12 protein-coding genes are annotated in these 12,492 nt (G+C 70.3%); 9 read left to right on the top strand and 3 right to left on the bottom strand.

Annotation, left to right across the window (positions count from 1 at the left end; all coding sequences use genetic code 11):
• The first annotated feature begins 40 nt into the window (after positions 1–40).
• The 8 genes from Vgi01_RS04625 (at position 41) to Vgi01_RS04590 (ending at position 8,830) form a co-directional block, all read left to right on the top strand.
• Entirely contained in the window at positions 41–1,285 is a 1,245-nt protein-coding gene (locus tag Vgi01_RS04625) for an ATP-grasp domain-containing protein (RefSeq protein WP_102659940.1), read from the top strand.
• A complete protein-coding gene (locus Vgi01_RS04620) occupies positions 1,282–2,535 on the top strand; it encodes an MFS transporter (RefSeq protein WP_204290252.1) in 1,254 nt (417 codons plus the stop codon). The genes Vgi01_RS04625 and Vgi01_RS04620 overlap by 4 nt, the downstream gene beginning before the upstream one ends.
• 109 nt (positions 2,536–2,644) lie before the next feature.
• A complete protein-coding gene (gene trpB, locus Vgi01_RS04615) occupies positions 2,645–3,838 on the top strand; it encodes a tryptophan synthase subunit beta (protein ID WP_013736338.1) in 1,194 nt (397 codons plus the stop codon).
• A complete protein-coding gene (trpA, locus tag Vgi01_RS04610; protein WP_204290251.1) occupies positions 3,835–4,584 on the top strand; it encodes a tryptophan synthase subunit alpha in 750 nt (249 codons plus the stop codon). The genes trpB and trpA overlap by 4 nt, the downstream gene beginning before the upstream one ends.
• A 92-nt stretch (positions 4,585–4,676) precedes the next feature.
• Positions 4,677–5,519 carry a GntR family transcriptional regulator gene (locus tag Vgi01_RS04605; RefSeq protein WP_204290250.1) on the top strand — a complete coding sequence of 281 codons (843 nt, stop codon included), beginning with the start codon at positions 4,677–4,679 and terminating at the stop codon, positions 5,517–5,519.
• A 252-nt stretch (positions 5,520–5,771) separates the two neighbouring features.
• Positions 5,772–6,716 (top strand): TauD/TfdA family dioxygenase, encoded by a 945-nt coding sequence (locus Vgi01_RS04600; RefSeq protein ID WP_102659944.1) that lies wholly within the window; start codon positions 5,772–5,774, stop codon positions 6,714–6,716.
• Between the two features lie 22 nt (positions 6,717–6,738).
• Positions 6,739–7,992, top strand: a complete 1,254-nt coding sequence (locus Vgi01_RS04595; RefSeq protein ID WP_204290249.1) for an ATP-grasp domain-containing protein — start codon at positions 6,739–6,741, stop codon at positions 7,990–7,992.
• A gap of 88 nt (positions 7,993–8,080) precedes the next feature.
• Entirely contained in the window at positions 8,081–8,830 is a 750-nt protein-coding gene (locus tag Vgi01_RS04590; RefSeq protein ID WP_102659946.1) for an SDR family oxidoreductase, read from the top strand.
• 35 nt (positions 8,831–8,865) lie between these two features.
• Here Vgi01_RS04590 and Vgi01_RS04585 read toward each other — a convergent pair whose 3' ends face one another.
• The 3 genes from Vgi01_RS04585 to Vgi01_RS04575 form a co-directional block, all read right to left on the bottom strand.
• Complete coding sequence (locus tag Vgi01_RS04585; protein WP_102659947.1) at positions 8,866–9,102, bottom strand: hypothetical protein; 237 nt, start codon at positions 9,100–9,102, stop codon at positions 8,866–8,868.
• Positions 9,103–9,264: 162 nt separating this feature from the next.
• Positions 9,265–9,723, bottom strand: coding sequence for a lamin tail domain-containing protein (locus Vgi01_RS04580; RefSeq protein WP_239088800.1), 459 nt, complete (start codon positions 9,721–9,723; stop codon positions 9,265–9,267).
• 322 nt (positions 9,724–10,045) lie between these two features.
• A complete protein-coding gene (locus Vgi01_RS04575) occupies positions 10,046–10,825 on the bottom strand; it encodes a phosphodiesterase (protein WP_102659949.1) in 780 nt (259 codons plus the stop codon).
• A 187-nt stretch (positions 10,826–11,012) separates the two neighbouring features.
• Here Vgi01_RS04575 and Vgi01_RS04570 point away from each other — a divergent pair, with 187 nt between their 5' ends.
• Positions 11,013–12,431: a sensor domain-containing diguanylate cyclase gene (locus Vgi01_RS04570; RefSeq protein ID WP_204290248.1), complete on the top strand. Its 1,419-nt coding sequence runs from the start codon at positions 11,013–11,015 to the stop codon at positions 12,429–12,431.
• Positions 12,432–12,492 lie beyond the last annotated feature (61 nt).

Raw genomic sequence — 12,492 nt, 5'->3', positions numbered from 1 at the left:
CCAGGAAGCTATCGAACCACCACGAAAAGGTGCTCAACTGATGTTCAGAGTAGCCGTGATCGGGGGGCGACCCGCCCCGATCAAGGGAGCCAGGGAATTGGGCGTCGACGTCGTGCTGGTCCACCAGCCCGGCCAGTACGAGGAGTCGATCCGTGAGCACTGCGAGCGGATCGTGCACGCGCCGCTGGCCGATGGTCCGGCGATGCTCGAGGTGCTGCGACCACTGCACGAGGAGCGGCCCTTCGACCGGGTGCTTACCGTCTCGGAGCCGTGGGGCGTACCCACCGGGCACGTGGTGGACGGCCTCGGTCTGCCCGGGACCTCGGAGCGGACCGCGCGACTGCTGAAGAACAAGGCGCTGATGCGCGAGCGGCTCGCCAAGTACGACCTGAGCCCCGTCCGGTACCGGGTGGTGGGGTCGGAGCAGGAGGCGCTCGACTTCCTCACGGAGATCGGCGGCCCGGTCGTCCTCAAGCCGATCGACGGTGCCGCCAGCCGGCACATCCTGCGGGTGGACGACGCCGCCGGGCTGCGGGACGCCTGGCACCGGCACACCGAGGCCGGCAACACCTCGGTGCTCGCCGAGGAGTTCCTCGCCGGCCCGGTGGTAAGCGTGGAGTCGTTCTCCTTCGCCGGACGGCACCTGCCCGTCGGATACTCCGAGTACCTGGTGAACTCGCACCACGTCGAGTGGCAGGTCAGCGTGCCGAGCCGGCTCGCCGCGGCACACCTGACGGAGCTTCGTGATCTCACCGTGCGCCTGCTGGACGCGGTCGAGTTGACCGAGGGCCCGTCGCACAGCGAGTTCGTCCTGACCGACCGGGGTCCCCGGGTGCTGGAGTCGCACGCCCGGCTCGGTGGTCACGCCATCCCCGAGTTGGTACGCCGGGCGTACGGCCTGGATCTGGCGCGGATGTGGCTGACCGTGCCACTGGGCATCGACGAGCTGCCCGCCGAAGCCCCGCAGCCCGCTGCCGGAGCGGCGATCCGGTTCCTGCGGCCCGAGCCCGGGAAGATCCGCGACATCACGGTGGCCGAGGACATCCCGGCGGTGGTGAAGCGGGTACCGCCCGGTGAGTTGGCCGACGTGTACCTTCCCCTGCTCGGCGAGTTGGTCGACATCCCGGTCGGCGCGGTTGTGCACAAGAACCCCGGCGACGTGATCAACCCGATCCACACGCTGGCCGACTGCAGTTCCGGTTACGTGCTGGCCACCGGAACGGACGCGGACGCGGCGGTCGACACCTGCGTGCTGGTCGACGAGAAGATCCGTTTCCACACGTGACACTCCTGGGGCATCACGACTTCCGGCTGCTGTGGACCGCACAGACCCTGGGCCAGTTCGGCACGCATTTCAGCCGTGTCGGACTGCCCCTGGTGGCGATCCTGGCCCTGGACGCGACCGCCTTCGAGGCCGGTCTGCTGGCGACGTTCCAGACCGTGGCGTTTCTCCTGGTCGGTCTCCCGGCCGGAGCGTGGGTGGACCGGCGTCGCAAACGTCCCATCATGATCGCCGCGAACCTGGGTCGTGGCCTGCTGTTGGGGTGGGTTCCGGTGGGGGCCTACCTGGGCGTGTTGACGCTGACCCAGCTCTACATCGTCGCGCTGGGGGTGAGCGTCGGCACCCTGCTGTTCGAGACGGCCTACGTGAGCTATCTGCCGCTGATGCTCGAACGCGGGCAACTGGTCGAGGGCAACGCGAAGCTGGAGAGCACCCGGTCGGTCGCCCAGGTCGGCGGACCGACGCTCGGCGGTTACCTCGTCCAGTGGTTCGGGCCACCGCTCGCGGTGCTCACCGTCGCGGTCGGCTACCTGGCCTCGGCGCTGGCGGTGAGCCGGATCCGCATGCGCGAGGACCTCCCCGTCCGGGGTGCCAGAAGCCACCTCGTCGGGGAGATCCGACAAGGGCTGTCGTACGTCTTCCGGCATCGCGTCCTACGGGCGCTCGCCGTCTCGGGCGCGCTGTTCAACCTCGGGGTGTACGTCACCGGGACGGTGGTCGTGGTGCTGCTCGCCCAGCAGCTGCGCATCTCCCCCGGAACGGTGGGACTGTGGTTCGCCATCGGCGGGCTGGGCGGGTTGGTCGGTGCCTTCGTCGTCCAGCGGATCAGCGTACGGCTCGGGCCGGGGCCGACGGTCTGGGTCGGCATGGCCGTGGCCGGTGTCGCCGGTCTGGTCGTGCCGCTCGCCGACGCCGACTGGCGACTCTGGCTCGCGGGGGCGGGCAACGCGCTGGTCTCCACCGGCCTGGTGATCAACAACGTGAACAGCATGGCGATCCGCCAGCAGCTGTGTCCGCAGGAGTTGCAGGGCCGGATGAACGCCACCATCCGCTTCCTCGTCTTCGGGGCCATGCCGATCGGCTCGTTCCTCGGCGGGTTCCTCGGCGAGCAGATCGGGCTGCGCGAGACACTGTGGGTGGGTGCCGTGCTGAGCCTGGTCGCCGTCCTGCCGGTCTACTTCTCGCCGCTGCGGACCATGCGGGGCCAGCCGGATGCCGACGATCAGAAGGCTGCTCCGGAGAAGGACGGTTGAGCGGTTCTCCGTCACTCCCACGGTGAGAGTTCTAGAAGGGTCGGGCTTCCGCCCGACCTGTCGGTGTGCCATGCTGACAGGCAACAGTTCTAGAACAGATGGAGCCGACGTGACGGACCTGACCGTGCTGCCCAACGGCAGCCTCATGGCCGATCCCGGCGAGCGCGGCAGGTTCGGTGGGCACGGTGGTCGCTTCGTGCCCGAGTCGCTGATCCCCGCCTGCGCCGAGCTGGAGGAGGCGTTCCGGGAGGCGTGGGCGGATCAGCGCTTCCGCCGCGACCTCGACCGACTGCTCGCCGTGTACGCCGGACGCCCGACCGCGCTCACCCCGGCCTGGCGGCTCTCCGCCGAGCTCGGCATCAACGTGCTGCTCAAGCGGGAGGACCTCGCCCACACCGGCTCGCACAAAATCAACAACGTGCTCGGCCAGGCCCTGCTGGCACGCCGGATGGGCAAGACGCGGTTGATCGCCGAGACCGGTGCCGGCCAGCACGGCGTCGCGACGGCCACCGCCGCCGCGCTGCTCGGCCTCGAAGCAACCGTGTACATGGGGGCCAAGGACGTCGAGCGGCAGGCACTCAACGTGTTCCGGATGGAGCTGCTCGGTGCCGAGGTCATTCCGGTCACCGGCGGCAGCCGCACTCTCAAGGACGCCACGAGCGAGGCGCTGCGGCACTGGGTCACCCGGGTCGACGACACCCACTACTGCATCGGCTCCGTGATGGGCCCACACCCGTACCCCTGGATCGTGCGGGAGTTGCAGCGGGTCGTGGGTGAGGAGGCCCGCGCACAGTGCGCCGCCGAGCTGCGGACGGGCGTGCCCGACTACGTCGTGGCCTGCATCGGCGGCGGCTCGAACGCCGCCGGCACCTTCGCCGGCTTCGTCGACACCCCGGCGCAGCTCATCGGCGTGGAGGCCGAGGGTGGGGCGGCTGTCGCCTTCGGCCGGGTCGGTGTGCTGCACGGCTTCCGCTCGTACGTCCTGCAGGACGAGGACGGCCAGGTCAGCGAGGCGCATTCGATCGCGGCCGGGCTCGACTACCCGGGCATCGGCCCGGAGCACGCCTTCCTCAACGACTCGGGGCGGGCCCGCTACGTCACGGTCAGCGACGAGGAGGTGATACCGGCGGTACGGCGACTGGCCCGCACCGAGGGGATCCTGCCGGCCCTGGAATCGGCCCACGCCATCGCCTGGGTGATCCGGGCCGCCGAGAGCGGCGAACTGCCACCCTTCTGCACCGTGCTGGTCACCCTCTCCGGGCGCGGCGACAAGGACATCCACACCATTCGGGAAGCGGCATGAGCGGCAAACTCCTGGTTCCGTACGTGACCGGCGGCATCCGACCGGACTGGACCCGGTACGTCGAGGAGTACGCGCGCCACGGCGCCGACATGATCGAGATCGGGCTCCCGTTCTCCGACCCGATCCTCGACGGGCCGACGATCCAGCAGGCCTCGCACCACGCCCTCCAGCAGGGCGTCACGGTGCGTTCCATCCTCGACGACCTCACCGGCTTGAACGTCGACGTACCGCTCATCGCGATGACGTACTACAACCTGGTGATCCACAACCCGTCGTTCTGCGCGGATCTCGCCGCGGCCGGCGTCAGCGGGCTGATCGTGCCCGACGTACCGATCGACGAGGTGGACGAGCTGGAGGCGACGGCCACGGCGGCCGGGGTCGACCTCGTCCTGCTCGCCGCGCCCACCACCACCCCCTCCCGGCTGGCCACCATCGCGCAACGCAGCCGATGCTTCGTCTACGCCGTGTCCGTCATGGGCACCACAGGTGAGCGTGACCGGCTCGGCGAGGACGCCCTCCGGCTCGCCCGTGATCTGCGGGCCATGACCGACCTGCCGGTGCTGCTCGGCTTCGGCATCTCGCAGCCCGCGCACGCGGTGGCGGCCGCCGATGCCGCCGACGGTGTCGTGGTGGCGTCGGCGCTGATGCGGATGGTGCTCGACGGTGCCGGCCCCGAGGAGATTGGTGCCACGATCGCGGAGTTCCGGGCGGCGCTGGACGGCGTGGTCGTGGGAGTCCCCGGGTAACCGCGAGCCTGGGCAGGTGCCCTGTGCCGCTGCCGCCGACGGTGCGCCAGACTGGGGCACCGGTACGGCGGTGCGGTGGACGGGAGACTCCCATGGGTGATGCGACGACGACGCCCGGAGCGGGTGCGCCGGCATCCGGTGGCCGGCCACCCGCGCGGTACCGCCAGATCGCGGCCGACCTGGCGTCCCGCATCCACCAGGGCGAGTACGCGCCTGGCGAAGCGCTGCCCGCCCAGCGGGAGCTGAGCGCCCACTACGGCGTCACGCTTATGACGTTGCGTCAGGCCCTGCAACAGCTGTCCGACGAGGGACTCATCGTCCAGCAGGCCGGCCGCGGCACGTACGTCACGCCGGTTCAGGCGGCGTACCGGGTGGACACGCTGCGCAGCTTCACCGAGGACCTGCGCGAGCAGGGCCACGACGTGGTCACCCAGGTCCTGTCGAGCGGGATGCGACGCCCACCGGCCTGGGTGGCCGATCGGCTCGGCGGCGCTGACGGCGAACGCACCCTGCGCCTGGAACGACTGCGCCTGCTCAACGGCCGTCCCGCCATCCACCAGGTCTCCTGGGTGCGGTCGCCGCACGGGACGGCGATCCGGGAGCGCGACTTCGTCACCACGTCGCTGTACGCCGCGCTCGCCGACTGCGGAGTCGCCATCCTGAGCGCCTCGGAGCGGATCGTCCCGGGCGTGCTCTCCGCGCCGGTGGCCGGGCACCTGCGCCAGCCGGTCGGCAGCCCCGTCTTCGTCAGCGAACGGACGACAGTGGCCCTCGACGGTACCGCCGTGGTGGTCGACCGGGCGGTGATCGTCGGTAACGCCATGGAGATCCGTGCCGAGCGGGCCGCGACCCGACTGTCGGTGCGGTGGGGTGCCGTGCACTCCCCGGCCGCCTCAGGCGGCGAGCGACAGGCCCCGCAAGCACCGGTGCGGTAGGCGACCGCTCCCGCGCCACCGCCGGGGAAGCGCGCGTCGCCGCCGGAGAAGCGCGCGTCGCCGCCGGAGAAGGGCGCGCCACCGCCGGGGAAGGCAGCAAGGTGCCTGGCCACTTCTGGCCTCCGCGACGGCGTTGTTACCCATCGTGTCCGTGCGGCATCTTGGGGTCTCGGGTGTCCGAACGACTGGGCGTTCCACCCGACACGACCGCGAGTGGGGGATTCGCGGCGACTCCCATGATCGGAGCCAGACATGTCCCGTGCACTTCGGGTGGCCCGTCACCACTTGGACGACAGGACCCGTGACCTGCTCGACAAGGAGCTCACGGCCGCCCTCTGCGACATCACGCTGGATTCGGACGCGCACGAGGCGATCCTCGCCCGAATCGGCGCACACGCCCTGCAGACCCATCTCCCCGGCGAGATCCTCCAGGCGTTGACGTTCTACCCGGCGACCGGCTCGCACGTCCTGACCATCGGCAACCTGCCGCAGCAGGAGTTCCCGGCCACACCGCGCAACGGCTTCACCGACGAGACCGCGATGGCCGTGACCAACGCGCTGCACTTCGGTCTGCTGCAGTTGCTCTCGCTGACGCCGTTCGCGGTCGACTACGAGAACAACGGCCGCTACATCCGCAATGTCGCGCCGAATCCGGCGGCGGCCGGCACCACCAGTTCCTGGGGTGCCGATTCGGAGTTCTTCTGGCACACCGACAACCCGCACCTGCCGTTCGGCGGCAAGGGCGTCGACCCGCGCCGGTACGTCCCGCGCTACCTCAGCTTCTACGCGGTCCGCAACGACGAGCAGGTGCCCACCGAGGTGCTCGCCATCGAGGACGCCGTAGCAGCCCTCGACGACGCCACCGTCCAGGCCCTCCAGTCGGCCCAGTTCCTCGTCGGCCCGCCCGCGTCCAACGACGAGACCGCGCCGCTACCCGACGCCGCCCTGTTGGAGCAGAGCTACGAGGGCACCCGGGCACGGTACGACCGGGGCACGGTCACCGGGACCACCCCTGCGGCGGCCGCTGCCCTGGACCGCTGGGTGCAGGCCCTGGAGCAGGCGCGAGCCGAGGAGTTCGTGCTGACCCCCGGAGATTTTCTGATCTTCGACAACTACCGGGTGCTGCACCGCCGACGGGCCTTCCAGCCCGGCCCGACGGAGACCGCCCGCTGGTTGCGTCGTTGCTATGCAAGCTGACCTGGGTACACGGAGGAAGACCATGGGCAAATATCGTGTCGCCGTCATCGGTGGTATGCCCGCGCCGATCCACGGCGCCAAGGAACTCGGCATCGACGTCGTGCTGGTGCACGAGGAGGGCAAGTACGAGCAGTCCATCCTGCAGCACACCGAGCGGGTCGTACACGCTCCGCTGGCCGACGGCCCGGCGATCCATGCCGCGCTGAGCCCGCTGCATGCCGAGCGCCCGTTCGATCGGGTGATGACCACGACCGAGGTCGCCGCGATCTCGTCCGGATACGTCGTGGACCAGTTCGGTCTGCCCGGCGTCACCGAGTTCACCGCCCGTGCGCTCAAGGACAAGGCGCTCACCCGGGAGTGCCTGGCCAAGGCCGGGGTGGAGAACGTCCGCTACGAGGTGGTCAGCTCGGTGGACGAGGCGGTCGCCTTCCTGGAGCAGGTCGGCGGCAAGATCGTCCTCAAGCCGCTCGACGGCGCGGCGAGCCTGCACATCAAGGAGGTCGAGACCCCCGCGCAGGTGGCCGAGGCCATGGCGGAGCTGGCCGCCGCGGGGATCACCTCCCCGATGGCGGAGGAGTTCCTGTCCGGCCCGGTGGTAAGCGTCGACTCGTTCTCCTTCGAGGGCCGGCACCTCACGATCGGCTACTCCGAGTACCGGATGAACGACCGGTTCGTGGAGTGGGAGGTCAGCACTCCGAGCCGGGTCGCCGTTCCGTACCTCGCCGAACTGCGGGAGCTCACCGCCAAGCTGCTGGACGCCGTCGGTGTCACCGAAGGGCCGTCGCACAGCGAGTTCGTCCTCACCCCGGACGGTCCCCGGGTCCTCGAATCGCACGCCCGGCTCGCCGGCAGCGGTGCCCCGGAACTGGTCCGTCGGGCCTTCGGTCTGGACCTCAACCGGATGTTCCTCACGGTCCCGCTGGGCATCGACGAGCTTCCGCTGGAGTCTCCGGCGCCGATCGGCGGCGCGGTCGCCCTGTTCCTGACCCCGGATCCGGGACCGATCAAGTCGATCACCGTTCACGAGGACATCCCGGCGAAGGTGCTGCGGATCCCGCCGGGCGAGCAGGCCCCGGTGTTCATGCCGTACCTGTTCGAGTTGGGCGCCGAGGACACCGCCGTCGTCATCACCAAGAACCCGGGGGACGAGGTCGCGCCGCTGTTGACGGTCGCCGACTGCAGCAACGGCTACATCCTGGCCTCCGGCACCGACGCGCTCGACGCGATCGCCAAGGCCGAGGCCATCAACGCACAGATAGAATTCGCCATCGGTTGATGCAGCCACGCGGCTGCGATCGGGCGAACTCCCGCTCTCCGGGACGGGATGCGCCTGCCATAACAGTGGGAACGGGAGACGAAACGCCATGAAGCGCACCGCGGTCGTGACGGGCGCCAGCAGCGGAATCGGAGCGGCGACGGCGCGCCGGCTGGCCAAGGACGGGTTCTTCGTCGTGGTGGCCGCCCGCCGAATCGACCGGCTCCAGGCTCTGGCGGCGGAGATCGGTGGTCAGGCGGTCGCGCTCGACGTCACCGACCAGGCGTCCGCCCAGGCTCTGGCCGCCGGGCTGGAACGCTGCGACGTCCTGGTCAACAACGCGGGTGGAGCGGTCGGCGCTGACCCGTTGGCCAGCGCGTCCCCAGCGGATCTGATGCAGAGCTTCGAGGTCAACGTGCTGGGCATGCTGCACGTGACCCAGGCGCTGCTGCCGCTGCTGCGGTCCTCCGACGCGCCGACCATCGTGACGGTGACCTCGACGGCGGCCCACGTGAACTACGAGTTCGGCGGCACCTACACGGCCGCCAAGCACGCGGAACACGCGCTTGTCGAAACGCTCCGGCTGGAGTTGTGCGGCGAACCGATCCGGGTCGTGGAGATCGCGCCGGGGATGGTCCGTACGGACGAGTTCGCGGTGAACCGGTTCAAGGGTGACGCGGACAAGGCCGCCGCCGTCTACGCGGGAGTGGACCGGCCGCTGGTCGCCGAGGACATCGCCGAGTGCATCGCGCTGACGGTGGGACTGCCCAGTCACGTCAACGTGGACCGTCTCGTCGTGCGTCCGGTCGCCCAGGCTGCCCAGCACAAGGTGCACCGTCAGCCGCTCTTCGGCGGCTGACGACCGGCTGCGGGCTGAGCCGCCGTGCCAGCGGCTCAGCCCACGTCCTCGGCTCTGAGCTTTCCCTTCGCGACCAGGTTTCGGGCGAGGAGAATCCGGCCCAGGATGATCGCCTGTACATTGCCGAGCACGACCAGGACGGCGGCGAGCAGGTTGCCGCCGTCGATCAGGATCCAGGCGGGCAGAGCGGCGAAGACGACCACGGGCACCGCGTACACCCAGAGCGGATAGCGCAGGTGGTGGCTGAGTGAGCTGTCGAAGAGCTTGGGCACCGGATCATTAGATCTCACCTGGGACGGATTCCCTCCCCCAGCTACCGGCTGTGCCCGCTGCCGCAGGGGGGATCACCACCATTTGGGGTTGTCGAGGACGTGGGCGCCGCACGCCGGCCAGTGTAGAACCGGTGTTCCCGTACGGCGCCCGCTCCGAGCGGCTCAGCAGTTGGTGTAGCCCTTGCCCTTCTTGCTCCACGAGCACTTGTCGATCTGCTTGCCACTGGCGTTACGCAGGTACGCGGTGTCGCCGGTGTTGTTCCAGATGTAGTTGCCCGAGCCCCAGTAGCGGGTGCTGGCGGTGTTCTTGCCCTTGCCGGTACGGATGATGACGCTCTTGCCCTTGCCGAGCTTGAAGTTGCCGCTGAACTTGTAGACGTGGTTGGCCTTGTCGCGCAGCGTCCAGTTCTTCAGGTTGATGGTGCTGGACCGCCGGTTGGTCAGCTTCACGTACTCGGCGTTGAGGCTGGAGTTCGAGCGGTTGTCCGTGCCCGGCGAGTCGTAGTACACCTTCGTGATCTCGATGGCCGGAGTGGCGGCGTGCGCCGGAGCGGCGGCGGCCAGCGAGCCACCGACCGTCATGGCAACCGCGGCGATGAGTCCGAGAAGCCTTCTCGTCATGCGTCTTTCCCCCACTGAGAGCGCCGAGTTCGGCGCGGTCGTGTCACGCCGACGCGCGTGACGGCAGCGAGGGTAGCGACGGGAACCGGCAACGTGAATACCCGCACACGCCGTGCCGTCGAATACGATCCGCGCGGGTTGATCGGACATCCGGCCGGGTCGAATTGATCAGCCGTTCTGGATGATCAGGATCGACCCCGGTCCAGATGCACATCGACCGAAGGGTGCTTCGTCGGCCGCTGTGGACGGCGCCTCGACGGCTCTGCGGATCGGCGCGGCCCAGGAAGGGCCCCCGTTGGCCAGCCCCACCCGTACAGGAAGCTCAGTAGCCGCAGGTCATGCCGGCGGTGTGGCTGACCTGAACGGTGTGCGTGACACAGCCGCGGTCGCTCACCTGATGCAGCAGCAGGGCGGTCGGCTCGGTGACCCAGCCGATCTGCTCGTCGTCGCTCATGGTCAAGGTGGCCTGCCGCCAGGTGCTCGGCGCGACGGTCAGCACCGTGCCGGCGAACATGGTGGTCACCGGCCGGTGCAGGTGCCCGGCGGCGACGCGTACCACCTGGGGGTGTCGCAGCAGCACCTCGGCGAGGGCGTCACCATCGGCGAGGCGGATCTCGTCGGCGGCCGGGATGCCGACCTCGACCGGCGGGTGGTGCAGGCAGACGACGGCCGGCACGTCGGGTCGCGCGGTGAGCACCCCGTCGAGCCAACCGAGCTGCTCGGCACCGAGACGACCGCCGTTCGAGCCCGGCACCAACGAGTCGAGCACCACCAGGGTCAGGTCGGGCTGCTCCACCTGGTAGTACGCCGAGAAGCTGCCCCCCAGCCAGGGCGTACCGCCGAAGGCATCCAGCAGCGACTCCCGATCGTCGTGGTTGCCGGTGGTCAGATACAGCGGCAGCGGGAACCGACCGATCACCTCGCGCAGCGCGGCGTACTCGTCGGGCCGGCCATGGTCGGCCAGGTCACCGGTGATCACCACGCAGTCGGGCCGGGGATTGAGCGCCAGCACCCGCCCGAGCGCGTGATGCAGCCCGGCCGCCGGCTCGGCGCCGAGCACGCCGGCGGTGAGGTGCGGATCGCTGAGGTGGGCGATGAGCATGGAGCCTCCACTCGACCAGGACCCTCACGCTATCGCTGCGCCGGCCCCCGCGTGGGCCCACAGGCTGCATCCACAGCCTGTGGATAGCACGTGTGTACGAACAAAATCCGCTCCCCGCCACCATGAGTACGCTTGATCAGCGTCCCGGAACTGGCCGGGACCCGAGCCGACCTGGGACGACGCACAAGTGGATCACCAGCAAGTCATCCGCGACGTCACGGTCCGCCTACCCATGGCGTCGACCGTCGCCGAGGTCTGCCAGGCGACCGTGGACGCTCTGGCCCGCTACACCCCCGCGACGATCGCCGTCCTGCTGCACGTCAACGGTCGGCTCCGCTGCGTCGCCGCCACCGGCTCCTGGCAGGTCTTCGCCACCGTCGCCCCCGACGCCGGCATCGTCGGGCGGGTCTTCACAGGTGGTCTGCCGGCCGTCGTCCCGGACATCAGCACCGATCCCGACCACATCCCGGTACGCCCCGACGTCACCGCCGAGGTGTGCGTGCCCATCTGCGATCCGGCGGGTCGCCTCATCGGCGTACTCGACGTGCAGTGGACCGGCCCGGCCGAGCTCGCCGCGTGGCGGGCGACCGCCGAGCGGGTCGCCGGCCGGCTGGGCGCCCGGATCATGGCGCTCGGTGGACCTGCGGAGAGCCGCAGCGAGAAGCTGCTCCGCCACGCCGCCGCGATGACCGCCGCCACCACCGAGTGGGACCTGCTGGCCACCGCGACCCGGGCCGCCCGAGACGTGTCCGCCCTCGACACGGCGATGCTAGTGCTGTCGGGCCGCAGCGGTCCGCAACTCAGCGAGCCGACAGCCACCCCCGGCGAGCTGGAGACCCGGATCCGCGCCGAACTGGCGGAGGCCGGCCCTCAGGCGCTACGCGCCATCGTCGCCCGAGCCCATCGGTACGGCACCGGCCACACCCTCGGCGAGGCCGGCCACCCACCGACCGAGGAACACGATCCGCTGGTACGGGCCGGAGTACGCACCCTGGTGGCGGTACCCCTCGGCTCGCCCGACGGTGGTGGGGTGCTGCTGGTCGCCGGCGAGCGGTTGCTGCGCCCGGACCCTCGGACGGTCAACCTTCTGGAGTTGCTGGCCGGCCAGGCGTGGACCTGCCTGGACCGGCTGCGCACCCTCGACCGGTTACGGGAGCAGGCCAGCTCCGACCCGCTCACCGGGCTGCGGCACACCGGCCCGTTCGGGCAGCGGATCGCCACCGCCACCCCGGGGCGTACCGCCCTGCTGGCGATCGACGTGGACGGCTTCAAGACCGTCAACGACACGTACGGCCACCAGGCCGGTGACCGGGTGCTTGTCGGGCTGGCCCGAGCCCTGGAGGGTGCGCTGCGGCAGGGCGACGAGCTGTACCGCATCGGAGGCGACGAGTTCGTCGCGGTGATCGAGGTGAGCCGCCCCGAGGAGGCGGTCCGGGTGGCCGAGCGGCTGACCGAGGCCGCCCGCCGGATCGGCCGCACGATCAGCGTTGGCGTCGCTCTCCCTCGCCCCGGCGAGTCGCCCGAACTGACGCTCCGTCGCGCCGACCAGGCCCTCTACGCCGTCAAACGCCAGGGCCGCGACGGCGTCCGCCTCTCCGCCGCCTGACCGCCCCAGCCCCAGCCCCAGCCCCAGCCCCAGCCCCAGCCCCAGCCCCAGCCCCAGCCCC

The sequence above is a fragment of the Micromonospora gifhornensis genome, assembly GCF_016863515.1.
Taxonomy (GTDB): Bacteria; Actinomycetota; Actinomycetes; order Mycobacteriales; family Micromonosporaceae; genus Micromonospora; species Micromonospora gifhornensis.
Note: the sequence above shows the minus strand (reverse complement) of the source record. Positions and strands in the feature narration are given on the sequence as shown.

Bases quoted from the DNA above. Each gene is read 5' to 3' on its own strand.
- Vgi01_RS04625 (WP_102659940.1), top strand. From the start codon at position 41: ATGTTCAGAGTAGCCGTGATCGGGGGGCGACCCGCCCCGATCAAGGGA.
- trpA (WP_204290251.1), top strand. From the start codon at position 3,835: ATGAGCGGCAAACTCCTGGTTCCGTACGTGACCGGCGGCATCCGACCG.
- Vgi01_RS04605 (WP_204290250.1), top strand. From the start codon at position 4,677: ATGGGTGATGCGACGACGACGCCCGGAGCGGGTGCGCCGGCATCCGGT.
- Vgi01_RS04600 (WP_102659944.1), top strand. From the start codon at position 5,772: ATGTCCCGTGCACTTCGGGTGGCCCGTCACCACTTGGACGACAGGACC.
- Vgi01_RS04595 (WP_204290249.1), top strand. From the start codon at position 6,739: ATGGGCAAATATCGTGTCGCCGTCATCGGTGGTATGCCCGCGCCGATC.
- Vgi01_RS04590 (WP_102659946.1), top strand. From the start codon at position 8,081: ATGAAGCGCACCGCGGTCGTGACGGGCGCCAGCAGCGGAATCGGAGCG.
- Vgi01_RS04580 (WP_239088800.1), bottom strand. From the start codon at position 9,723: ATGACGAGAAGGCTTCTCGGACTCATCGCCGCGGTTGCCATGACGGTC.
- Vgi01_RS04575 (WP_102659949.1), bottom strand. From the start codon at position 10,825: ATGCTCATCGCCCACCTCAGCGATCCGCACCTCACCGCCGGCGTGCTC.